Raw genomic sequence first — 23,100 nt, 5'->3', positions numbered from 1 at the left:
AAAACGAAAAGTTTCATCACTGCCTCCTTGAATTAATTTATTTATTCAACTGAGATCAAGTATGGATAAACCGGTTGATCCCCTTGATGAATTTCTGTCTCTAAGTCAGCATATTTATCGTCTAGATAATCAGCAATCTTGTGTGCATCATCATCATTACCATCAGCTCCAACAAGGATCGTGATCACTTCGCTATCTTCATCGATCATCTCATCAAGCATTTGTTCGGTAGTAGCAATGATATCTTCGTTATCGACCACGATTTTACCATCGACAATTCCCATGTAGTGACCCTTGACGATCTTCAATCCGTCAATTTCGGTATTGCGGATTGCTTGAGTAACTTGACCACTCTTGACCGTATCAAGTGAATCTTCCATGTTTGCTTCATTTTCTTCTAATTCTGCTTCAGGGTTGAACGAAAGCATGGCTGTCATTCCTTGAGAAATCGTCTTTGAACCAACAATTGCAACTGGAATATCGACTAAATCAACTGCCTGCTTTGCAGCCATAATAATATTGCCATTATTTGGCAAGACCAAAGCTCGTTTGGCATTAGATTGATTGATAGCATCAACAATGTCGTTAGTAGATGGATTCATAGTCTGACCACCACTGATAACATGAGTTACGCCCAAACTCTTGAATAGATCACTGAGTCCTTGACCAGAAGAAACTGCAATCACTGCATAATCGATTGGTTCTTGAGCAGCTGGTTGTTCAGTTGGTTGATTTTCATCAACAATTGTTTCGTGCTGAAGTCTCATGTTATCGATCTTGATCTTAACCAAAGCCCCATACTTACGTCCTGCAGCCCATACCTTGTATGGATAATTAGTATGAACATGAACTTTGACCACTTCATCGTCAGCTACGCAAATTAGGGAATCGCCTAGACCATCCAAATAACTGCGTAATTTTTCGTTATCGAACTTCTCGTCAGTAGTTGGGTTCTTACCTAGTTCAACCATCATTTCTGTACAGTAACCATTCTTAATATCATCGGTATTGAATTGGCCTTGGACTGATTGATGATGTGAAGCGTTGACCATTTCTGTCATATCACGTTCGTCAGGGATATACTCCTCATCGCCGCTTTGACCAGTCAAGCCTTCCAAAAAGCCTTCATAGATAAAGACCAAGCCTTGACCACCAGAGTCAACAACGCCGACCTCTTTTAAAACTGGCAAAAGTGATGGCGTCTTTTCAAGCCCAACCTTAGCACCAGAAACGACTGCTTTCATAACTTCTGCAATGTCGTCAGTACTTTGGACTTGTTTCATACCAGCTTCTGCACCAAACCTTGCAACCGTAAGGATGGTCCCTTCAACTGGTTTCATTACTGCCTTATAAGCCGTTTTTACACCATCATCGAATGCCTTAGCCAAATCTAGTGCCGTCAAAGTATCCTTATCTTCGATACTCTTTGAAAAGCCACGAAAGATTTGTGAAGTAATAACACCTGAATTACCACGGGCACCCATTAAGAGGCCCTTAGCGAGTGCTTTTCCTAATGTTCCAACATGATCACTCTCAGATTCATTAACAGCTTTAAAACCGCTCTGAATCGTCAAACTCATATTAGTTCCGGTATCGCCATCTGGGACCGGAAAGACATTCAATGAGTTAACAAACTTAGCATTCTTTTCAAGACGATGCGAAGCAACTCGCACCATATCCGAAAATTCTTTTTTGGTAATTAGTTCTTTGCTCAAAAGTTTCCCCTCCAACCAGCTTTACCTATTCGACGTCGTCCAAGACTTTGATGCCTTGAACATAGACATTAACAGTGCCAGCTGGCGTTCCAAGCATTGTTTCTAGGTTATATTTTACTTTTTCTTTTAAATTTTTTGCCACTTCGGAAATCTTGATTCCATATCCGACGATTATGTAGACATCAACAGCCAGTTTACCATCTTCTTGATGAATAACTATACCTCTAGAAAAGTCTTCACGGTTCAAAATTGTATTCATACCGTCACGAAATTGGTTCTTGCTTGCCATACCTACGATTCCGTAGATATCAGATGCAGCACCACCAACGATTGTGGCAACAGTATTGGTTGAAACATCAATTTCACCATGTTTTGTTTTAATTGTAACTGCCATCTCTGGATCCTCCTATTCATGGACCGAATCTATCATAAACAATAAAATTCTATCATAGCAACATTTGTAATTAAAGAATTAAACAACATTAAAGCAGATTTATCCCGAAATACTCTATTGATTTCAATTCTTAGTTATGGTAAATTAGTCAGGTGATATTTTAAAGAAAAAACATGTAGCCAAAGGAGGTCGGTCCCATGGCAAAAGATATTATTACAGGCCGTAAAACAGTGTTCGGTAACAAACGTTCACACGCTCTTAACCAATCAAAACGTTCTTGGAAGCCAAACTTGCAAAAAGTTCGTATTATGGTTGACGGTAAGCCTAAACGTGTTTGGGTTTCAGCTAGAGCTTTGAAATCAGGAAAAGTTACTCGTGTATAATTATCACTTAATTATCTAAAAGAGACTAACAATTATATGTTAGTCTCTTTTATTTTACAACTAAAAAGAAATGGAGGAAATAATGAGTACATTCATCGTTGGACGATCAAGTCACAAGGAAACCGAGTTCATCGCAGCTTTTCAAGCAGCAAAGCCTGGTGACACCTTACAACTAATGCCTGGAAATTATTTCAAAAAAGCTGACCTCCAATACTTTAATATTAATCAAAACATTAACATCACTGGTTTAGGACAAAATAAAGAAGAAGTTGTTTTAAATTGTAATTTAAATATCGGTAATCAGGCTGTGGTTCTGTTAAAAAACTTAACTATCCACTTCAGCAACCTAGCTGACAATGCTGTGGCAATTTATGATCAGGCTAGATTATATGGTCAAGCAATCACAATTCATCGAGATTCTCTTGACAATTGGGACGCTGTTTATTGTCAAAACTCTGGGATTTCTTTAACAGATTCTCAGATTAAGACGAGCACAAAAACGCGTGCTGTCGGCCTTTCTTTAGAGAATAGTCAATTTTATGCTGAGAATACGATGATTGACTGGCTATTTCAAAAAAATTCTCAGGCCTATTTAAAACATGCAACCATTAAGCAATTGCTAAGTCTACGCCATCACTCACAAACCTATTTTAGTGATTTGATTATCGACTCTGGGTCAAGAATGAATATCGCCTTAAAAAGTTATTCAAGCTTGACGGGAATAAAGCTCCAATTTACGACTCCGAAGCCTCAGATTAATATCTTTGAAAGTCAACTGACCGTCAAAGATACCTCCCCTAAAGTTGATGATATAATTTTTAAATTCGACGCTGCTTCCAAAGTCCACGTCAGTGGTCGCATCCCTAAAAACCATTTATTTAGGAAATAGCTGTATACTAATTTGAACAATAAAATCCCGCTATAAATGATTTTTAGTCATTAATAGCGGGATTATTTTATCTATTTTTTTACAATGAGTTTGTCACACACCAATTAAGTGTAGTTTCATACGTTCCAGCAGGAATATTCTTATTCTTCTTAATACTCAATAACAATCCTTTGTCTTTTACCCAATTTATTGGCATGACTTCTTCTCCGTCATTTGATTTAAAAATATTGACAATATTGTCGTTTTCCAAACTGTGGCTGACACCCGAATTGTCTATGAAGACCAAATTTCCAGGAAAATCTCCAATTTCTTTGTTACTTAGTGGAGCAGCTTGCAGGGAAATGGTAACTGACTGCTTGTTAGCCCGAGAATCTTTCACATCCAAAATATCTTGTGCGGCATCGGGAGTCTCACGCCCCTTCAATAAATCTTGATCGACAAAGGGATGCATTGTACCGTATGAGATATCTTGCGGATGAATAGTTATTTCGCCTTCGTCAACCTCATCATCAAAATTTATATTGTTCTGTTTACCGGTCGCTTTGTCGACATACACTGGTTCCCAAGCTGAATCATAAAATCCTATTCCATCAAAGGTCGGAGTAAATGAATGCGATTTATCCATGCCTTCTGGAATCTTGCCATCAAAAGTCAACTTAAAGTCATTTTGAGAAGTACTGACACTAGTGCTTTCCTTCAAAAGAATATTACTGATTGTTAAAATTTGTTTAGTAGCATCATTTGGATCATCAGTGATATTGATATATTCAGGATCAATGAACTCGCCACCTGAAACATTTGATGAGACCCCTTCTAAATAGGCGTTCGTAATACTCATACCTTTGGGAATCGAAACTTCATATTTACCATCTTGTACCTGGCCTAATGAATCTCCTTCTTCGTAATTTACTCGCAGATTACTGCTGTATTTAACCATATCACCTTCACTGGTGTGGTTAATTGTATAGACGTTTCCCTCTGCATCAATTTCATCTTTACCTGGATCAGTCATATTATTAACAGTGTTATTCATAGAGACGACAGGAGCTTTTATAGGTTCAACTATACTAGGTCTAATATAGTAACTACCGATTCGAGTCCGATATGTGGCATGTTTGCTTGAACCCAAAATCGGCTTTTTGGTCATATAACCCAATTCGATATCCACAAAAACATAATTATCCTGTAAATAGCCTTCTACAAAGAAATTATGCTCAAACTTCAAGGATTTCTGATCCATCTTTGAAAGATCAACTGTTTGGTTAAGATCAGTAGTGTAATCAATTAAGTTTGATTCTCTAGTCTTAAGGAATATACCTTTATTGCCATTTTTTGTCCAAACATTCCACGTTATCTTGACGTTTCCATCCAATGAAGCAATGTTTTTATTTTTCAATTCATTTCTAGCATAATTTATATTATCCGCTAATACTCTTGTGGCTATATCATCATTCAACCACATTTTAACTTTAGAACCTGGGAAAAGCTGAACGGATGAACCTACGGTTCCCTTAATATCTGCCTGATAAACAGTCAAATATGGATTTGCATTCGTTCCTTGGTCAGTTTTAACCGTGGCTGATACCATAACTGGGTACCACGAGTTACCGGAAGGGTAAATAGCCTCAGGAATCGATCCCCCACCTATTCCAACGGGCTTATATGTATTAACGAAGATGAGCCCAGATTTAGTAGCATTGTTAACATCAGAAAGTTTGTCACCCATCTTATTCGTTTTACTTTTACCACCAGCCGCTACCGTATATTTAGTCGAGTTCTTATCAGTATTTTCGTAGAGTGTAAAACTGACAAGATCCTGAGTGGCAATTGAACCATCTGCTTTATAGACAGTAATATATGTACTATTTGCCGCATTTGTATCATTGTAATAACTTCTAACTAAATAAGAAACATTTGCTTGCAAATAATATGTCCCAGTGGAATCTAAATCTCCAGTTGCTAAATTCGATCTTGGTGTAATAACCAATGGGGAATTCAAACTATCTAATAACTCTGGTGATTCCGATTGAGACTGGTTAGCTTGTTTAAAGGGCGACGATAAATCTGGAACAAAATTTTGATCTTCTTCGGCCTTTTGTTGACTGGCCATAACAACCTTTTTAGCTTCCTCGGATTTGGGACCGTTGGTACTGTCAGTTGCTGTGGTTTTGATCTGATTGTTATTTAATCCAGCTTGAACAACTTGTGGCGATATTGAAGACCATGATACTGTAAAAAGACTCAAAGCAGTAATTAAAACTATAAATTTTTGTAGCTTTTTACGTATGATCATCTTAGCTTCCTCCTGTTTAATCGAAAGAAGTTCCTAAAGGATATCTGGTCAAAGCAAGATTTTTTATTCGTTATCTATTTAACCGCTGATTTTTAACTGAAGATGATTTGCTATCCTTTTGTATCTTTCATGATTTTTATTGAATATTTCTCGTCTTCATCGTTGTTTCTATCTCAAAATTATTTCGGTATTTTGAATCCGTAGTATCAATTGTTGATCCATGGAATATCCTCCTTAAATTGATAGAAATACTGTTCCTAGGCTCTGTAAGCGATTTCTTCACTCTGATTATCTTATATTTATATAGTGATTGTATTCACATTTACTAAAATATTTTTATATGATTTGAATTTTCCTTATTGCAACAACGTTTATGGAGGGTTTATTTCAAATAATATTTTCGATATTTATTTAAAAAAGTTGATTAAAATAAATTGTACAAAAAAAATAAGCCACATTATCTATCAAATCGTCAATTAACGACTTGTTGAGATAATGCGACTTATTTTTTATCACAACTTTGAATTACGGCAACTACGCCGCTCTCAAAACTAAAGTTTATTGAATCAGTTACGAACTCATTACTGGCCCAACTAATGGGATGATCTGCATTGAAATCATGCAATTGATACTTTGCATCATAGAGATTCAAATGCGTCACTGGACTTAAATTAACAAATGCAATATATTTCATTCCATTTTCGTGAAAAACGTTATAACTACCAGGTTTAAAAAATCTAATAGTATTCGTTGCAGACTTGAAATATAGCTTATCATAAAAACTAAAAAATCTTGGATCAAATGGCAAGAAGAGGTTAACTAAAAAGTGATCAATCCTACCTCCAGTTGCGCCATAAACATAATACTCCTGTGCATCAAAATGTTCCTTAGCGGTTAATAAACAAAGCTCGGAATCTGTATCGTCTTTTTCTGGAGGAAATTTTTCAAACACGGGAACATTCTTCCTCAGTTGACGTTGTTCGGCCTGATCAATCGAGTCAAAGTCTCCAACAGCAATATCTGGTACAACTCCGTGTTCGAGTAAGTAGAAACTGCCTCGGTCAGCACCAACCCAAGGTCCAGGAATGGCCTTGATGCTTTGGCTCAATTCTTTAGGATATTCGCTAACCGGACCACCTAGTAAGACATTTACCCGTTTCATTGTTTAGCATCCAAAGCAGTTGAACGTAAGCCATCAATACGGTCTTTTAAGCCGGTTTGACCATTAAACAGATAAGATCCGGCGACAAAAATGTCTGCACCTGCTTTAGCACATTGTGCAATCGTATCAGGATTGATTCCACCGTCGACTTCAATGTCAAAATTATCATCCGCAGCAGTTTGTCTCAATTGATCCAAACGTTGAATCTTCTTTGTCATTCCAGGAATAAAGGCTTGACCACCAAAGCCAGGATTGACAGTCATAACTAAGATACGGTCAATGATAGGAAACAATTCTTTGACAGTTTCTAGAGGCGTGCCCGGATTGATGACTACTCCAGCCTTTGCTCCACAACTTTTGACTAATTCGATTGACCGATAAATATGACGAGTACTCTCAGCGTGAATCAAAACAGTGCTAGCTCCAGCCTCGATCACTGGTTTCACATAGAAGTCAGGATTATCCATCATCATATGAATATCAAGTGGTTTATCAGTAACTCGGTGCATCCCTTCAACCACGGCAGGACTAAAGGACATATTGGGAACAAAATTACCGTCCATCATATCAATATGAAAAACGTCAGCACCGGCGGCTTCAGCGGCTTTAACATCTCTTTCTAAGTTCATAATATCTGCAGATAAAATTGATGGTGCAATTTTTACAGTCATTTAAATCAGCTCCTCAATATCTTTTTTTATAAGAATTTATTTCATTCAAAAAGTAAAGATAATTGTCATAACGACTCTTCATTATCTCACCTTCTGCTAACGCTTCTTTGACAGCACAGTTGGGCTCATTAATATGACGACAACCACGAAATTGACAATTGACACTGTATTTCACAAACTCAGGAAATAAATTAGGCAATTCTTCAGGAGTGATCTCCAACAAATCAAGCGATGAGAATCCCGGCGTATCAGCAACCAACCCCAAAGCAATGTTAAAGAGCGACACTTGCCGAGTAGTATGTTTCCCACGATTCAACGTTTGAGAGATCTCAGCTGTTGCTAATCCCAATTCGGTATCAATATGATTCAGCAAGGTTGACTTTCCGGCACCAGATTGACCAGTAAAAACCGTGACTTTGTCTTTGAAGGTACTTTCAAGAGCCTTAACTTGATGATCATTATAGCTATCTTGATCATCAAAAACCTGATAGCCAGCTCGGTGATAACCTGCCAAGATTTCTTTTAAAGCTTGGTACTTTTCAGAATTCAAAAGATCAGCTTTTGTCAAAAAGATCAAAGGTTCGATTTCATTATGCTCAATATTAAGTAAAATCTTATCCAAAAGATTACTCGAAAAGTTTGGCTCCGCAGCTGAAGTCACTACGATAGCTTGATCAATGTTACTGATTGGCGGCCGCACTAGACTGTTCTCTCGAGGTAAAATTTCCAAAATATACCCTAGGTCACCAGTGTCGTCATATTTAACTTTGTCACCAACTAGCGGTTTGATCTTGCGCTTACGAAAGTTTCCTCGTGCCCGTGTTCTAATCAGCTGTTCGCTCTCATCATCTAAAACGTCGTAGAAGCCACTGATCGACTTAATAATTCTACCTATTCGTCCCATACATCACCCATTGACCGAACCGCCTAACACAGTCTTATTATCACGTTCAACTATATAAGCTCCGGTCTGTCCGTCTTTTAAATTAAAACTCAATGTCACCGGAGTATCGTTAGTTATAGTCATTGTCCGGTAAGCATTGGTAATACTATGTGTGGCATCTGAAATATATATCGTGACATTATTATTGCCACTGCTGTCGTACGGAATCGTTATATCTTTAGTAACTGTTTTGGTTCCTGACGTACTACTGTTACTGTTATTGCTTGAATCATCACTAGTGCTACTTGACTTGTCAGGGTCAGCTCCTTTAGAAATGACAACTGATAAGGTACCACCTTGACTAATTGTACTATTGGCAGCAGGATCTTGACTAATCAAAATGCCTTCTGCAATATCATCAGAATACTGGTAATTTGTCTCTAAGGTCAAACCAGCTTCTGAAGCATAATCTTGAATACTCTTTAGATTATAGCCAGTTAAATCTCGAACTTTGACCATCTTTGGTTTGACGGTTTTAACTTTAGCGACTGTTAAAGTCAAAGCCTTATTCTTGGTGACAACTTTTTTGCCACTAGGAATACTTTGATCCAAAATCGTACCGGATTGATAAGCGTTTGTAGCCTTGTATTTAACTTTGACATTGAAGCCGCGCTTCTTCAAATTATCAGACACATCTTCGTATTGCTTACCAATCAGTTTTGGCATCTTATAGTAAGTCGCACCTAAGCTGATAACCAAATTGACCTTAGCACCATTCTTCAACTTCAATCCTTTAGTTGGAATTGACTTGATCACATGCCCTGCTTCCACATCATCGTTATTTTCCTTAGAAATATCGCCTTCGGTCAAATTAGAACTCTTTAACATCACGTTGGCTTGTTTCAACGTCAAATTGTACAGATCAGGAACCGTCGTCTCCTGATTGCTCTTGATGACCATAGCAATTATGAATAACAACAAAACTATCGGCAAGATCGATAGCAATAAGATCCGTCTTTGTTTCTTCGACATTCGTTTGGAATTTTTTTCTGGTGTTGCTGATTTTTCACTTTTTGAATCAAGCGGCTCCATCACCCGAGTCTCTTCCAAGTTATCAATCGGCGTTGGAATAAACTTGGGCTCTTTGGCCCGCTCCGGCATCAAACAAGTATTAAGATCATCCCGCATTTCTCTGACTGACTGATAACGTTGATCAGGGTCCTTGGCGGTTGCCTTTAAAACAACATTTTCCAACGGTTGTGGAATATCGGGATCAATCTTTTTCAAATCAGGCATTTCTTCTTTAGAATGCTTTAATGCCACGGTAACGGCTGTATCACCAGTAAATGGAACATGTTTCGTCAACAATTCAAATAGAATTATCCCTAAAGCATAAATATCTGATAAGACTGTAGCTGAACGTCCTTTGATCTGTTCTGGCGACATGTAATGAACTGAACCTAATAGTGAGTTAGTTCTCGTAATTGAACGTTCACTCAATGCTAAAGCAATTCCAAAGTCAGATACCTTCACTTGAATCGGATCTTTCTTTTCATCGACCAAAATATTTTCTGGCTTCAAATCACGATGAATAATTCCATGTTCGTGAGCGTCAGAAACAGCCATACAGATCTGTTTCATAATATCGACTACCTCACGGTAAGGAATTGGAAAGTGAGTTCTGATATATTTTTTCAAATTTGGACCATCGACGTATTCGATGACGATGAACTGGACACCATTATCATTTCCAACGTCTAAAACATTAACAATATTCGGATTCGACAGACCACTAGTTGCCTTGGCTTCACGCCCAAATCTCCTTTTAACCGATTCATCATCTTGAAGATCATACCGCAAAGCTTTAACTGCAACTTTCCGGTTCAAAAGCGTGTCATTGGCCAAATAAACATTGGCCATTCCGCCTTCGCCAAGCGTACCTAGGATCTCATAACGACCGCCTACTAGGTAACCTTTCTCCATCTAGTGATTACCTCCATCTTTTCCAGTAGAAAAGAGTAAGGCGGTAATATTATCTCTTCCACCCGCAGCATTCGCCTTGTCGATCAGAACATGACATTTCGCTTCCAAATCAATTTTTTTAGCCAAAACGTCTTTGATTTCATTTTCAGGCACCATATTGGTTAAACCGTCGGTGCACAACAAAATTATTGAATGATCGACTAAGTCAAAATCCTTCACTCGAGGCTGCACAGTCTGTGAAACCCCCAGTGTCTGCGTAATAATATTTTTTTGAGGATGATTTTCAGCCTCTTCAGGACTGATCTGTCCAGTTTCTAACAATTCGTGGACTAATGAATGATCGACGCTCAATTGCTTCAGCTCACCGTCTGTATAAATATAACAACGGGAATCGCCAACGTTAACGACCATCATCTTGGTGCCGATAAAGAAAACGCCGACCATGGTTGTCCCCATTCCATTCAAATCATCAAATTGGTTGGAGACAGAAATGATTCGATCGTTTTCCTTACTCAATTCGCGAATGATCCATTCACGTAATTGATCGATATCATCAACGTCAGATTCTTCAAAGTTGTGTCCTAAATGGGATACAGCCATATCAGAAGCTACATCGCCACCACGGTGTCCACCCATACCGTCAGCGACGATTCCGAAGACGATATCTTTTTTATTTTTGAAAACATTTACGTAATCTTGGTTGTTTTCTCTGAGTTTTCCAACATCAGTTAATAACGCATATTCCATCAGTTTGAACCTTACCTCTTTAATTTTTTCTAACGAAAGTAGCTATGAAGAAACCATCTGTAAAGTAATCGCTTGGTAGGACTTTTAGCATGCCGTCTTTGACTGATTTATCAAGATTTGCAGTATGCTTAACTGGTACTAACTCAAAGTTCTTATGAGCAGCCAAAAACTTTTCAACTACTTGTTCATTTTCTTCATTGTCGAAGGTACAAGTACTAAAGACCATCTTACCATTGACTTCCAATAAGTCGACCAAACTGTCGAGAATCTGGAGTTGAACTCTTTGTAAATTCATTAAGTCTTCTGGTTGACGGAAATAACGCAACTCTGGTTTTCTTCTGATCAAGCCTAGACCTGAACATGGGGCATCGACTAAAATTCTATCGAAAGTTGTATTCAAAATATCTTTAGCTTTACGCGCATCAACTGCCCCTGTACTGATTATATCTGAATAGCCCATGCGTTGTGCGTTTTCTCGAATCAATTTAGTCTTATGCTTATGTATGTCTAAGGCATAGACCTCACCTTCACCTGCCGTTAGATAACTTGCAATGTGAGTCGTTTTTCCACCTGGAGCTGCACATGCATCGAGTACACGACTATTAGGCTGTAAATCCAAAGCAGGAGCTACTAACATCGAACTTTCATCTTGAATGGTATACAATCCAGCCTTGAACTGAGGGGTATCGACCAGATTGCCATGTTCGCAAACTAACCCTACTGGAGAAATTTTACTTGGTTCAACGTCAAATCCTGCTGCCTGCAACTCTTTTTGTAATGCCGCAACGGTTGTTTTATTGGTATTAACCCGAATTGAAACACTCGAAGCTTGATTGATCGTCTCAAGTACAGCTTTCGTTTGCTTTACTCCCAATTGTTCATCAAAAAGTTCCACTAGCCAACGTGGGACACTGTAAAGCTTGCTGAGATCATAAACCGTCTCTTTGCCAGGCATCGCTTTTGCACCGTGACGTTGAAAGTTTCTCAACACGGCATTTACTAAATTAGCAGCACCTTGATTAGCACGCTTTTTGGCAATTTCTGTCGATTCATTCAAGATTGCATGAGGTGGAATCTTGTCCAAATAACACATTTGATAAATTGCCGTTTGTAACAACAAATTCAACCATAGATCGAGTTTTTTATCTTTGATATATGGCTCCAATTGATATTCCAAAACATACTTATGTTGAATGACGCCATAAACGATATTGGTCATCAAGCGACTATCAGCGTCTGTTAATTCAGACTTCTTCAAAAGATTATTAATTTCAATATTTGAGTAAGCTTTATTTTGGAATACTCGGGTTAGTGCTTCGACTGCTAATTCACGAGGATTATTTTTCATCTATTATTTGTTGTCCTTTTTCTAAATTCTTGCCTAAACCATTCATATAGTTAGCAATATCCATCATTTTTTTGCCTGCTGGTTGGATCTTTTTAATACTAAGCCCTTGCCCGTCGCCACAAACAATTACTAACCGTTTCTTTCCTAAATCATAAACTGTACCTATTGCTTGATGAGAATCAATTTTTTCAACCGTAGTCTGATAAATCTTTGTTCTCTGATTGTTGATCATCGTCCAAGCGCCTGGGTCAGGACTCAAAGCTCTGATTTGATTAAAGACTGCTTCAGCCGGCTTTGTAAAATCAATTTTTTCTTGCTCTTTAGAAATATTGGGCGAGAATACAACTTTTTTGGGATCTTGTTTAATGGGGTGAATATCGCCACTAAGAATCTTAGGAATTGTATCTAGTAAAAGTTCTCGTCCGACAATTGCCATTTTATCGAACAGCGTCCCATTATCGTCCTCTGGAGTGATTGCCAGCTTTTCTTGGCTAATGATATCTCCAGCATCCATGCCTTTGACCATGTACATAATGGTAATTCCAGTCTCTTTATCGCCATTGAGTAAGGACCATTGGATAGGGGCGCCACCACGATACTTGGGTAATAGTGAACCATGAACGTTGATAGCTGCAACCTTAGCTGATTCCAAAAAACTGGTTGGTAAGAATTGTCCATAAGCAGCGGTGATGATCAAATCGGCCTTTAAAGCTTTCAATTCTTCAACTTCAGGACTACCTGGCAATTTAACTGGTTGGTAAAGTTTGATGTTTTCATCCTCAGCCACGAGCTTAACTGGACTCTTTTGCAGTTTTTGCTTTCTACCCACTGGCTTATCGGGCTGGGTAACTGCAGCAATTACCTCATAGCCTTCCTTCAGCAAGCCCTTCAAGACTGTCGCTGAAAACTCTGGTGTACCTAAGAAAATTATTTTTGTCATTCAATCACCCTCATTAATCAATATGTTGTGGTTCGTTGTCAATTGCAACTGTGAAACCTTTTTTGGCATCAGCTTGGGTCTCATTCAATATTTCCAAAAGCCTCTGATGCAATTGCGGTTCATGTTTATATTTTACAATAATTTGATAATAATACTTGTTTTGTTTGCGAGAAATCATCGTGGGACTTGGTCCTAACAAAATTGCATCTTTCGATAAGACGCTCTGAAGCTGTTTTTTCAGCCAATAACTTTGCTTGAGCGTCTGTCCTTCATCCTTATTAGCCACACTGATCAGCGTTGTAAAATAATATGGCGTGTAATTCGACTGATGACGCAGATACATCTCTTGTTTGAAAAATGTCTCATAATCTTGCTTGGCGGCATCCTTGATGGCGTAATGATCCGGATTAAAAGTCTGAATAATCACGTGACCGACTTTTTGAGCCCGACCAGCCCGACCGCTGACCTGAGTCAATAGTTGAAAGGTACGCTCACTAGCTCGAAAGTCTGCCAAACTCAAAGTAGTATCAGCATTAATAACTCCAACCAAGGTCACGTCTGGAAAGTCCAGGCCTTTGGCAATCATCTGGGTACCTAACAAGATATCCGCTTGATGATGACCAAACTGACTTAAAATTTTTGCATGAGCACCCTTTCTTCTAGTCGTATCGACATCCATGCGCAACACTTTAGCCTCTGGGAAAAGGTCATTTAATTGTTGTTCAATATTCTGAGTTCCCGTACCGTAAAAACCAATTCGCTTACTGTGACAATTAGGACAGATTTTAGGAACTGGTTCTTCATGTCCACAATAATGGCATTTCATTTTTCCCAGATCCTTATGATAAGTTAGTGAAACATCGCAATTTGGACATTTCAATACAAAACCGCACTCTCGACACATCATGAATGATGAGTAACCACGACGATTTAAAAGGATAATTGCCTGTTCATGTCGCGATAATGTTTCATGCAAGGCTTGAGTCAAATCAGGTGAAAAGTCACCTTTGATTGCTGAATTTTTGGCATCACGCATATCAACGATCTTAACTTTAGGTAAGGTTTGATTATTGATCCGTTTTTTCATTCTAATAAGCTGATATACACCCTTTTGGGCTCTAGCCCGCGACTCTAAGCTAGGTGTGGCACTCCCCAACACGACTGGACATTTATTGACATTTGCACGCCAAAGAGCCACATCCCTGGCATGATAACGAGGATTGTCATCTTGTTTATAACTAGCTTCATGTTCCTCATCAATAATGATCAAACCAATTTTATCTAAAGGCGCAAAGACAGCACTTCTAGCTCCGACAACCACTTTAACTTGATGATTCTCAATTCTGGTCCACTCATCGTAACGTTCGCCATTGGACAAACCACTGTGTAAAACTGCTACTTGATCGCCAAAGCGACCTACGACCCGGTTAACCATTTGCGGAGTCAAAGATATTTCCGGCACGAGCATCAAAGCTGTCTTCTGAGATTCAATCGCCTTTTCAATCGTTTGTAAGTATACTTCGGTCTTGCCACTACCAGTAACGCCTTCAATCAAAAAGGTTGTTGGCTTTTCTTGGACAATAGCATGGTCGATTGCATTAACTGCTTCGGTTTGTTCATCTGTCAAAGCTAATTTAGTTGTTTTTTCAGGGGCAATCCCGACTGGTTTACGTAATTTGGTCAATTCGACGATTTTAACTAAGCCATTCTTTTCGGCCGTCTTTACAGCTGCACGGGAGATACCATAATTTTTTTCTAAATCGCTAAATTCAATTGGCAACTCGACCTTTTGAGAAATCAAAAAATCGAGTAATTTAATTTGGGCTTTGGCGTTAGCCCGCAGTTTACTCTTGGCTTCATGTAACTGAATCACATTCAGATCCGTCGTGATTGCTTGACGTTTGACTTGAGCCGCCTGATTCTCAACCACATATTGAATATCGACCAGCTGTTTTTTCCGTAATTTATTAATGACCTTAATAGTCTCTGCATCGATCTGATTGGTAATCTCTAAGCTAGCTTGGCCTTTCAATAAATCAGAAACTTCAGGATCATTGGTTTTCAAAGGCACGACAAATTGACGATATTTAGCCCGCATGACGCTAGGCAACATCGTTTGCAGGCAAGAAATTTGAAAGGAATATGTCCGATCGGCTAGCCAGGACGATAAAGCTAACATTTCCTGAGATAGGACCGGTTTTAGATCGATCACGCGGGTAATCGGCTTGAGTTTACCCTGAAAATCACTGTCAGATTTAACTTTCATTACAAAACCTTGAATTTGTCTTTTACCACGGCCAAAAGGAACTTCAACTCGCATCCCCGGCACAACTACATCAGTCAAAGCAGTGGGAATTGAATATTCGAATGGTCGATTAGTCTGCATCGTTGGAACATCAACAATTATCTCTGCTACTGACATCTTAAAACCACCTATTTGCAAAATTGTTTGTTTTTAAATAAAAAAGCCCCCACTAATTCGAAAATCAGTGAAGGAATAATTTATTAGTTTTCGTCTTTTTTCTCTTCTTCAACCTTTTCGGCTTCTTTTTCAAGCAAAATTGAATTTGGATCGATTTCAATTTTATCGTCAGCAATTTCTTCAAAAGCGCGACCAACAGTTCTTGGTGATTCGTAATGGTTCAATAGTTCAATATCGCCATTTTCTAGTTGGTGTGCACGTTTAGCAGCTAATACTGCTAGTGAATAGCGAGAATCAACTCGATCTAAAAGTTTATCAATTGATGGATAAATAATCATAAATTATCAATCTCCTATTATTTTTTTGTATTGGTCAATTACACGTGCCACTCTCAAGTGTTCACTTCTAATTATACCTTCAATTTTTTCAACTGCATTAGGTATTTTATCATTAACGACGGCATAGTCATAGCTTGTCATCATTTTAATTTCTTTTTTGGCCTTTTCCATGCGTTTGTCGATCGTCTTTTCATCGTCAGTACCACGATGAGTAATCCGGTCTCTCAAACTAGTCAAATCAGGTGGTGTTAGGAAAATAAATACGCCATCAGGCATCTTTTCACGAACTTGCATAGCTCCGTTAACTTCGATCTCTAATAAGACGTCGATTCCAGCATCAAGTTTTTGATTGACATATTTTAATGGTGTGCCGTAATAATGGTCAACATATTTAGCATATTCCAACATGCCACCATTTCTTATTTCTTCTTCAAACTCATCGTTGGTTCGGAAATAATAATCGACTCCGTCGACCTCGCCAGGGCGCATTTGACGAGTAGTCATCGAAACAGAATAATCAAATTTAATTGATGAATTCTTCAACATCGCTTTTCTAACAGTTCCTTTACCTACTCCAGATGGACCTGATAAAACGATTAACATTCCCCTTTTTGACATAATTAAATTATCCCTACTATCTATATAATATGATATCTATCATGCAATAAAATCAGCCGTTTTTCAAGAGTCACGCATGAGGTCGAAAAAAATTATTAAGAATTCTGTAAATAAAGTTGCTCTTTCGAACGCTTGTTCGTATAATGTAGATACAAACAAGTGTTCGGGGGCTTAAAAATGCAAGCAAAACAACTACACAATCGTTTCACTAACAATTTAATCAGCAATACCACAAATTTCCTTAATAATAATTTCGATTTTAACCTTAAAGTTACACCTAAAACTCTAGTAAAACAAATGCCTTTAATGCAATTAGAACTTTTCGCAGAACAAAGTTTTCACAACAATTATTCTGTCGTTATTACAATGTTAAACGACAAGCAGCTTCAAGGCAAATTTATTTCACAAGTTAATCAAAATAAATACGTTTTTAAGTTGAACAAAGCACTTTTCGAGATCGTCATGCTCGATCAAATCAAGTCAATCAACTTAGTCTAGCCGCTTTTGTTCGCCTTGGGCTAATTCTAATAATTCTTTAGCATGCTTTCTAGTCAAATCAGTCACCTTTGTTCCAGCTAACATCAGTGAAATAGCATCCACACGTTGGAGATCGTTTAGTAACGAAACCTTAGTCTCGGTTTTGTCCTTTACGGTCTCTTTTTTGATTTCAAATTGACGATCGCTCATCGCCGCTACTTGTGGCAAATGCGTGATACAAAGAACTTGCAGCGACTGCGCCACTTTGTAAATTTTATCGCCAATCGCCTGTGCCACTCGGCCACTGACTCCAGTATCAATTTCATCAAAAACGATTGTTTCAACATTCATCTTTTCAGCAATAATGGCTTCAAAAGCTAAGATCACACGCGACAATTCACCACCAGAGGCAACTTTTACTAACGGTTTAAAGTCTTCACCAATATTAGTTTTCAGATCGAAATGAATTTGATCGATTCCTTGAATTGATAAATTATCTTCCTCGAGTGACGTAAAACTAACTCCGAAGCGGGCATTTGGCATGTATAAGTCATTCAACTGGTGATTGATCGCCTTTTCTAACATCGTCGCTGTCTGGTGACGTTGTTTGGAAAGAGCCTTGCCCAAATCTTCCAATTTGGTATGCAAATCAGCGATTTCTTTTTCCAATTTAGCTTCCGTTGTATCATCAATATCAATCTCTTGCAATTCAGCGTGAGCCTTTTGACCGAATTCAATTACTTCATCTAAAGTAGGACCATATTTTTTCTTAAGACCATCTAAGGTAATTAGACGTTTTTGAATATCATCCAAGCGGTTCTCGTCAAAGTCCAAACTCTCTAATTGGTCAGCAATCGTTGCCGCATTGTCTTGGAGCTGATAATAAGCACCATTGACTGAATCGTAGAGTTCTTTGTAAGACTGATCGTAATCCATAATATCTTCTAGTTGGTCACGAACATTTCCCAAAGCATCGACTACGCCAGTGTTATTCTGGGACAATCCTTGATAACTCTCCTGCAAAGCTGAACTGATCTTTTCAAAATTGGCCAATTGATTCTTTTCGTCTTCAAGCTGGTCATCTTCACCGGCTGATAATTGAGCACTGTCGATCTCTTCAATCTGAAACTTCAACATATCGATTCTCTGAACCAAATTTTGCGAATTCTTTTGGATTGTTCTTAAACGAGCACGTTTGTCTTGATAGTTTTCGTACAACTTTTGATATTGCATTAAATCATTTTGAAATTGTTCGTCAGCGAAACGATCCAAGATATTAATGTGATTGTCTTCATCTAATAGTTCTTGTTGTTGATTTTGACCATGAATCTCGACTAAAAAGCGACCGATTTGTCGCAAGACGTTAGTTTTGACTAATTCATTATTGATTCGACAAACATTACGTCCCTTACGGTTGATCTCACGTTTGATAATCAACTGGTTGTCTTCGTGACGAATGCCATACTCGTCCAAAATTGCAAAAAGAGGACTACTTGATTTCACCTCAAATAGTCCCTGCACATTTAATTGCTCTTGTCCGGTTCTAATAAAATCGATTGATGATCGACTACCAACTAATAATCCTAACGCATCGATAATAATTGATTTACCAGCACCAGTCTCACCAGTTAAGGCCGTCATTCCGTCATGAAAATCAATCTGCAATTTATTAATAATTGCAAAATTATTGATGATTAATTTTTTTAGCATTATTTCACCTATTTATTAAGACTTGAGTATGCCTGTTCCATCGTCTTAGCAATGGAAACATTTTCTAAAATTTCACCAGCTTGTTCTTGGGCTGGCTTTTGAATATGCATCAAGAATTCAATATTGCCTTCGCCACCTTTGATTGGTGAAAAGTCGAGTCCTGACACAATAAATCCAGCATTTTTAGCAAAATCAGTGATCTTTTCCAGAACCATTTGGTGAACTTTGTGATCTCGAACGATTCCGTGTTTACCTACATTTTCTGGACCAGCTTCAAATTGAGGCTTGATCAAACAAACAGCATCGGCTCCTGGCAAAATAATATTGAACATTGGTGGCAAAATTAATTCAAGAGAAATAAATGACACATCAGTCATCGCAAATTGAGGCAAACCTTCATGAAAGTCTTCTGGTTTACTATAACGGAAATTAACTCGTTCCATCACAACGACCCGCTCGTCTTGACGCAATTTCCAAGCTAACTGATTGTATCCTACATCTAGGGCATAAACCTTTGTAGCCCCATTTTGTAAAGCCACATCAGTAAAACCACCAGTTGATGAACCGATATCAAGACAGATTCGATCTTTCAAGTCGATATCAAAAGACTTCAAAGCTTTTTCCAGCTTATAGCCTCCACGACTGACATATTTACTATGAGCATTTTTAGCCAAGTGAAAGACTGTCTCTGGATCAACCTTTTCACCGGGTTTATCGAAACGCAAATTATCTTGATTGTAAACTTCACCAGCCATGATCGAACGCTTAGCTTGTTCTCTTGATTCAAATAAATTCTGTTCAACTAATAAAACATCAATTCTCTTTTTTGCCAATATGTGTCACCTATTCTTTAAAATAATCCAAAAAGCTTACTAATAAGTTTTTATCAAATTCTGTTTCTTTTAAGACAGCGTTTAATGCATCTTTAGTCAACTCTGAAAGCTTAGTTTCAGTGGCTTCTTTTCCAATTAAATTAGGAAAAGTATTCTTATTAACGTCTTCGCCATCGTCAGCGTCATTGAGATCATCTTTGAGTTGGAAAGCCAATCCAATATCATTTGCGTATTGAACTAAGTTCTTAGACAGGTCATGTCCGGCACAAAAAGCTCCGATCGTCACGGCAGCGGTAATTAAATCAGCCGTCTTTTCCTTATGTAAAGTTGTCAACTGTGATTCAGTCAATTGCTTGTCTTCCATAGTGATATCAGTCATTTGACCAGCTACCATTCCCATTGGACCAGCATTGTGAGCCAAAATTCTGACTGCAGCCATACGTTTATCGGTACTTAAGTCAGACTTAGCAATCCAATAAAAAGCTTGAGTCAAAAGACCATCACCGGCTAAAACCGCTGGGCCGACACCAAATTTCTTATGATTAGCCAACTTACCACGCCGATAATCACTATCGTCCATCTCTGGCAGATCATCGTGAATCAAAGAATATGTATGAATCAATTCCACAGCGCCGGCAATATCAAAGAATTTTGGCAAATCAGCCAGCTTTATACCAGAAGAGTATGCGGTGGCCAATAATAACATCGGACGAACTCGTTTGCCACCTGCATCCAATGAATACAGCATTGCCTCTCGCAAAGTCTCTTGCTTGATCTCGGTATTTAACTTATCGTTTAAAAATTTATTGAAGTCAGGTAGGACTTGGGCTGAAAATTCGTTAAATTTTTTAATTTCCATAAATTATTTATTTTCCTCGGATTGATCATCTTTCATGGCAACTTCTTGGCCATCTTTAGTCATGATCTTAGTAACGGTAGCTTCAGCATCACTCAAGGTTTTCTCTAAATCTTTACTAAGCGTAACGCCTTTTTTAAACTTCTCCATTGCTTCTTCCAATGGCACATTGCCAGCTTCAAGGTCAGCAACTATTTTTTCTAAATCAGCTAAATTATCTTCAAAAGTTTTTTTGTCAGCCATTTTTATCCTCGCTTACTTCTTTGGTTATTAACTTAACATGTCCGTGTTCGACCTTCAAATCTACTGGTTTACCAACTTGATAATCCTGCACATCACGCAAGACTTGACCAGTTTCATTGGTTGCAATCGCATAACCACGACTCAAAGTCTTTAAAGGACTAAGTGAATCTAAGGCTACTACCTGTTTGTTAAATAAATTACGATTTCGATTGATAATTTTATTAACATTGTTGATTAAAATCTGATAATTACGATTTACTTGATTTGAATAACTATAGATTTTCTCACGTGGAGAAACTTGGACTAAGCGATTGGCATCATTGATCAAACGGCTTTTAGAATTATTGACATTGTTATTGATATTATTGTGCAATTTATCTTTCAAATAATCGACCTTTTGTAAGTAAACTGCATAGATTCGCTCAGGATGCTGTAAAAAGACGTTCTGAGACAGAGTTTTGAGTCGTTGCTGATAACTCATCAAGATATTATTTTGAGCGCCATACAGTCTTGTACGAAGATCTTGAAGGTGTTGCAGCACTTCACTCAAGACTGGGGTAGCTAATTCTGCAGCAGCGGTCGGTGTAGCAGCTCTTAAATCGGCCACAAGATCTGCAATTGTCGTATCAGTTTCATGACCGACAGAACTAATGACGGGAATTTGACTGTCAACGATTGCCCGAGCGACGATCTCCTCATTGAATGGCCACAAGTCTTCGATAGACCCACCACCACGACCGATGATCATCGTATCAAAATTTCCAGCTTGATTGATTTTTTGAATCTGTTCGACGATCGTTTCCGCAGCCCCTTCCCCTTGAACTTGAGCAGGGTATAAAACTAGTTGAACGATTGGAAAACGTCGGCTAACGGTGGTCATAATATCATGAATCACCGCTCCAGACTCACTAGTCACTACTGCGATCCGACGGGGAAATTGTGGGATCGTTTTTTTAGGTAAATCAAAAACGCCTTCGGCAGCTAGTTTCTTTTTCAACTGTTCAAATGCAGCATACAAAGCACCTAAACCAGCGGGCTCCATTGAGTCAACATAGATCTGGTAAGAACCACTTGGTTCATACAAAGAGATCCGGCCTTGAACAAGGACTTGCATCCCTTCTTCGGGCTGAAATTTGACCTTTTCAAAACTACTTTTGAACATAATTGCTGAAATCTTAGCTTTTTCGTCTTTCAAAGAAAAGTATTGATGGGCATGAGGACGCAATCGAAAATTAGAAATCTCCCCCACCAAATAGACGTGGCCCAAATAAGGGTCCACGTCAAATTTTCTTTTCAAATATTGGCTCAAAGCTGTAACCGTTAAATATTGTTCACTATCCATTGGCCCTGCCTTCGGCTAATTCGATCACTTGATCTACCAATGCTGTGATTGTCATTGGACCAACACCACCGGGTACAGGTGTCATCATACTTACCTTAGCCTTGACGTCATCAAAATCAACATCTCCACAAAGCTTTCCAAATTCATCACGATCCATTCCAACATCGATCACAATTGCTTGATCTTTGACGTAATCAGCTGTGATAAATTTAGCTTTTCCAATAGCAACGACGAGCACATCAGCCTTACTTGTAATTTCTTTTAGGTTCTTAGTATGTGAATGAGTGATCGTTACAGTGGCATTACGATCTAACATTAAAGCAGCAGTTGGTTTTCCAACAATATTGCTACGACCAACGATTACAACGTTTTTCCCATCAAGCTCAACGTTGTAGTGGTCTAGCATCATCAAAATTCCTGAAGCAGTGGCTGGTTTGGTTAGTGGTGTTCCAATCCAGAGATTGCCGACACTGATCGGTGTAAATCCATCGACGTCTTTGTGTGGGTCAATCGCTTCAATGACCTTATCTTCATCAATATGATCTGGGACAGGCAATTGCACGATGAAACCGTCAATTGCTGGATCATGGTTCAGTTCGTCGATCTTGGCTAACAATTCTTGTTCGGTAACTTCAGTTGGGAAATGGATCAATTGGAAATCAATTCCAAGTTTTTCCGCACGGCGTTTTTTGTTTCGCACATAAACGGCGCTGGCACTATTATCGCCAACTAAGATCACGGCTAATCCAGGTGTAATACCTTTAGCCTTCAATTGGTCTACCCGTTGGGTCATTGTTTCATCTAAAGCGGCTGCTACTTTTTTACCTTCTAATAATTTCACACTAATTACCAT

General features: G+C 38.4%; 22 protein-coding genes. 3 read left to right on the top strand and 19 right to left on the bottom strand.

What is annotated here, in order from left to right; genetic code table 11:
* Positions 1-41 precede the first annotated feature (41 nt).
* Together ACG72T_RS02075 and ACG72T_RS02070 are read right to left on the bottom strand one after the other, a co-directional pair.
* Positions 42-1,676, bottom strand: coding sequence for a DAK2 domain-containing protein (locus ACG72T_RS02075; protein WP_395264474.1), 1,635 nt, complete (start codon positions 1,674-1,676; stop codon positions 42-44).
* A gap of 64 nt (positions 1,677-1,740) precedes the next feature.
* Positions 1,741-2,109, bottom strand: coding sequence for an Asp23/Gls24 family envelope stress response protein (locus ACG72T_RS02070; RefSeq protein ID WP_395264314.1), 369 nt, complete (start codon positions 2,107-2,109; stop codon positions 1,741-1,743).
* Positions 2,110-2,306: 197 nt separating this feature from the next.
* Between ACG72T_RS02070 and rpmB the strand changes: the two genes are divergently transcribed.
* Entirely contained in the window at positions 2,307-2,492 is a 186-nt protein-coding gene (gene rpmB / locus ACG72T_RS02065) for a 50S ribosomal protein L28 (protein ID WP_010019437.1), read from the top strand.
* Positions 2,493-2,574: 82 nt separating this feature from the next.
* The gene (locus tag ACG72T_RS02060; protein WP_395264313.1) at positions 2,575-3,381 is read left to right on the top strand and encodes a hypothetical protein; all 807 of its coding nucleotides are present in this window, start codon (positions 2,575-2,577) and stop codon (positions 3,379-3,381) included.
* 79 nt (positions 3,382-3,460) lie between these two features.
* On the opposite strand, the gene ACG72T_RS02055 is transcribed toward ACG72T_RS02060, so the two are convergent.
* The 11 genes from ACG72T_RS02055 to gmk all read right to left on the bottom strand — a co-directional run bounded on the left by ACG72T_RS02055 (position 3,461) and on the right by gmk (position 16,786).
* Positions 3,461-5,674 carry a hypothetical protein gene (locus ACG72T_RS02055; protein ID WP_395264312.1) on the bottom strand — a complete coding sequence of 738 codons (2,214 nt, stop codon included), beginning with the start codon at positions 5,672-5,674 and terminating at the stop codon, positions 3,461-3,463.
* 502 nt (positions 5,675-6,176) lie between these two features.
* Positions 6,177-6,836 (bottom strand): thiamine diphosphokinase, encoded by a 660-nt coding sequence (locus ACG72T_RS02050; protein WP_395264311.1) that lies wholly within the window; start codon positions 6,834-6,836, stop codon positions 6,177-6,179.
* On the bottom strand, positions 6,833-7,507 hold the full coding sequence (gene rpe, locus ACG72T_RS02045; RefSeq protein ID WP_395264310.1) for a ribulose-phosphate 3-epimerase: 675 nt from the start codon (positions 7,505-7,507) through the stop codon (positions 6,833-6,835). The genes ACG72T_RS02050 and rpe overlap by 4 nt, the downstream gene beginning before the upstream one ends.
* A 13-nt stretch (positions 7,508-7,520) precedes the next feature.
* Positions 7,521-8,411: a ribosome small subunit-dependent GTPase A gene (gene rsgA, locus ACG72T_RS02040; protein ID WP_395264308.1), complete on the bottom strand. Its 891-nt coding sequence runs from the start codon at positions 8,409-8,411 to the stop codon at positions 7,521-7,523.
* Positions 8,412-8,414: 3 nt separating this feature from the next.
* On the bottom strand, positions 8,415-10,373 hold the full coding sequence (pknB, locus tag ACG72T_RS02035; RefSeq protein WP_395264307.1) for a Stk1 family PASTA domain-containing Ser/Thr kinase: 1,959 nt from the start codon (positions 10,371-10,373) through the stop codon (positions 8,415-8,417).
* Positions 10,374-11,120 (bottom strand): Stp1/IreP family PP2C-type Ser/Thr phosphatase, encoded by a 747-nt coding sequence (locus tag ACG72T_RS02030; protein WP_395264306.1) that lies wholly within the window; start codon positions 11,118-11,120, stop codon positions 10,374-10,376.
* A gap of 19 nt (positions 11,121-11,139) precedes the next feature.
* Positions 11,140-12,468 (bottom strand): 16S rRNA (cytosine(967)-C(5))-methyltransferase RsmB, encoded by a 1,329-nt coding sequence (gene rsmB, locus ACG72T_RS02025; RefSeq protein ID WP_395264305.1) that lies wholly within the window; start codon positions 12,466-12,468, stop codon positions 11,140-11,142.
* Positions 12,458-13,408 carry a methionyl-tRNA formyltransferase gene (fmt, locus tag ACG72T_RS02020; RefSeq protein WP_395264304.1) on the bottom strand — a complete coding sequence of 317 codons (951 nt, stop codon included), beginning with the start codon at positions 13,406-13,408 and terminating at the stop codon, positions 12,458-12,460. The genes rsmB and fmt overlap by 11 nt, the downstream gene beginning before the upstream one ends.
* A 13-nt stretch (positions 13,409-13,421) precedes the next feature.
* Complete coding sequence (priA, locus tag ACG72T_RS02015; RefSeq protein WP_395264303.1) at positions 13,422-15,830, bottom strand: primosomal protein N'; 2,409 nt, start codon at positions 15,828-15,830, stop codon at positions 13,422-13,424.
* A gap of 83 nt (positions 15,831-15,913) precedes the next feature.
* Positions 15,914-16,168, bottom strand: coding sequence for a DNA-directed RNA polymerase subunit omega (rpoZ, locus tag ACG72T_RS02010; RefSeq protein WP_395264301.1), 255 nt, complete (start codon positions 16,166-16,168; stop codon positions 15,914-15,916).
* Between the two features lie 6 nt (positions 16,169-16,174).
* On the bottom strand, positions 16,175-16,786 hold the full coding sequence (gene gmk, locus ACG72T_RS02005; RefSeq protein ID WP_395264299.1) for a guanylate kinase: 612 nt from the start codon (positions 16,784-16,786) through the stop codon (positions 16,175-16,177).
* A gap of 177 nt (positions 16,787-16,963) precedes the next feature.
* Here gmk and ACG72T_RS02000 point away from each other — a divergent pair, with 177 nt between their 5' ends.
* The gene (locus tag ACG72T_RS02000) at positions 16,964-17,284 is read left to right on the top strand and encodes a hypothetical protein (RefSeq protein ID WP_395264297.1); all 321 of its coding nucleotides are present in this window, start codon (positions 16,964-16,966) and stop codon (positions 17,282-17,284) included.
* Here ACG72T_RS02000 and recN read toward each other — a convergent pair.
* The 6 genes from recN to ACG72T_RS01970 are packed head-to-tail and all read right to left on the bottom strand — an operon-like array spanning position 17,276 to position 23,100.
* Positions 17,276-18,973, bottom strand: a complete 1,698-nt coding sequence (gene recN, locus ACG72T_RS01995; protein ID WP_395264295.1) for a DNA repair protein RecN — start codon at positions 18,971-18,973, stop codon at positions 17,276-17,278. The genes ACG72T_RS02000 and recN overlap by 9 nt on opposite strands.
* Before the next feature lie 8 nt (positions 18,974-18,981).
* Positions 18,982-19,806, bottom strand: a complete 825-nt coding sequence (locus tag ACG72T_RS01990; RefSeq protein WP_395264293.1) for a TlyA family RNA methyltransferase — start codon at positions 19,804-19,806, stop codon at positions 18,982-18,984.
* Positions 19,807-19,816: 10 nt separating this feature from the next.
* A complete protein-coding gene (locus tag ACG72T_RS01985; RefSeq protein ID WP_395264292.1) occupies positions 19,817-20,665 on the bottom strand; it encodes a polyprenyl synthetase family protein in 849 nt (282 codons plus the stop codon).
* A gap of 3 nt (positions 20,666-20,668) precedes the next feature.
* Complete coding sequence (locus tag ACG72T_RS01980; RefSeq protein ID WP_395264291.1) at positions 20,669-20,905, bottom strand: exodeoxyribonuclease VII small subunit; 237 nt, start codon at positions 20,903-20,905, stop codon at positions 20,669-20,671.
* Positions 20,898-22,247, bottom strand: coding sequence for an exodeoxyribonuclease VII large subunit (gene xseA / locus ACG72T_RS01975; protein WP_395264290.1), 1,350 nt, complete (start codon positions 22,245-22,247; stop codon positions 20,898-20,900). The genes ACG72T_RS01980 and xseA overlap by 8 nt, the downstream gene beginning before the upstream one ends.
* A complete protein-coding gene (locus ACG72T_RS01970) occupies positions 22,240-23,100 on the bottom strand; it encodes a bifunctional 5,10-methylenetetrahydrofolate dehydrogenase/5,10-methenyltetrahydrofolate cyclohydrolase (protein WP_395264289.1) in 861 nt (286 codons plus the stop codon). The genes xseA and ACG72T_RS01970 overlap by 8 nt, the downstream gene beginning before the upstream one ends.

It is taken from the genome of Companilactobacillus sp. FL22-1, from assembly GCF_043951805.1.
Classification (GTDB): Bacteria; Bacillota; Bacilli; order Lactobacillales; family Lactobacillaceae; genus Companilactobacillus.
Note: the sequence above shows the minus strand (reverse complement) of the source record. Positions and strands in the feature narration are given on the sequence as shown.

Excerpts from the sequence above, each read along its gene's own strand:
- gmk (WP_395264299.1), bottom strand. The coding sequence starts at position 16,786 with ATGTCAAAAAGGGGAATGTTAATCGTTTTATCAGGTCCATCTGGAGTA.
- rpe (WP_395264310.1), bottom strand. The coding sequence starts at position 7,507 with ATGACTGTAAAAATTGCACCATCAATTTTATCTGCAGATATTATGAAC.
- ACG72T_RS01970 (WP_395264289.1), bottom strand. The coding sequence starts at position 23,100 with ATGGTAATTAGTGTGAAATTATTAGAAGGTAAAAAAGTAGCAGCCGCT.
- ACG72T_RS02030 (WP_395264306.1), bottom strand. The coding sequence starts at position 11,120 with ATGGAATATGCGTTATTAACTGATGTTGGAAAACTCAGAGAAAACAAC.
- priA (WP_395264303.1), bottom strand. The coding sequence starts at position 15,830 with ATGTCAGTAGCAGAGATAATTGTTGATGTTCCAACGATGCAGACTAAT.
- ACG72T_RS01980 (WP_395264291.1), bottom strand. The coding sequence starts at position 20,905 with ATGGCTGACAAAAAAACTTTTGAAGATAATTTAGCTGATTTAGAAAAA.
- pknB (WP_395264307.1), bottom strand. The coding sequence starts at position 10,373 with ATGGAGAAAGGTTACCTAGTAGGCGGTCGTTATGAGATCCTAGGTACG.
- rpoZ (WP_395264301.1), bottom strand. The coding sequence starts at position 16,168 with ATGATTATTTATCCATCAATTGATAAACTTTTAGATCGAGTTGATTCT.
- ACG72T_RS02055 (WP_395264312.1), bottom strand. The coding sequence starts at position 5,674 with ATGATCATACGTAAAAAGCTACAAAAATTTATAGTTTTAATTACTGCT.
- ACG72T_RS02050 (WP_395264311.1), bottom strand. The coding sequence starts at position 6,836 with ATGAAACGGGTAAATGTCTTACTAGGTGGTCCGGTTAGCGAATATCCT.
- recN (WP_395264295.1), bottom strand. The coding sequence starts at position 18,973 with ATGCTAAAAAAATTAATCATCAATAATTTTGCAATTATTAATAAATTG.
- rpmB (WP_010019437.1), top strand. The coding sequence starts at position 2,307 with ATGGCAAAAGATATTATTACAGGCCGTAAAACAGTGTTCGGTAACAAA.
- ACG72T_RS02070 (WP_395264314.1), bottom strand. The coding sequence starts at position 2,109 with ATGGCAGTTACAATTAAAACAAAACATGGTGAAATTGATGTTTCAACC.
- ACG72T_RS02000 (WP_395264297.1), top strand. The coding sequence starts at position 16,964 with ATGCAAGCAAAACAACTACACAATCGTTTCACTAACAATTTAATCAGC.
- rsgA (WP_395264308.1), bottom strand. The coding sequence starts at position 8,411 with ATGGGACGAATAGGTAGAATTATTAAGTCGATCAGTGGCTTCTACGAC.
- ACG72T_RS01985 (WP_395264292.1), bottom strand. The coding sequence starts at position 20,665 with ATGGAAATTAAAAAATTTAACGAATTTTCAGCCCAAGTCCTACCTGAC.
- rsmB (WP_395264305.1), bottom strand. The coding sequence starts at position 12,468 with ATGAAAAATAATCCTCGTGAATTAGCAGTCGAAGCACTAACCCGAGTA.
- xseA (WP_395264290.1), bottom strand. The coding sequence starts at position 22,247 with ATGGATAGTGAACAATATTTAACGGTTACAGCTTTGAGCCAATATTTG.
- fmt (WP_395264304.1), bottom strand. The coding sequence starts at position 13,408 with ATGACAAAAATAATTTTCTTAGGTACACCAGAGTTTTCAGCGACAGTC.
- ACG72T_RS02075 (WP_395264474.1), bottom strand. The coding sequence starts at position 1,676 with ATGGTGCGAGTTGCTTCGCATCGTCTTGAAAAGAATGCTAAGTTTGTT.
- ACG72T_RS02060 (WP_395264313.1), top strand. The coding sequence starts at position 2,575 with ATGAGTACATTCATCGTTGGACGATCAAGTCACAAGGAAACCGAGTTC.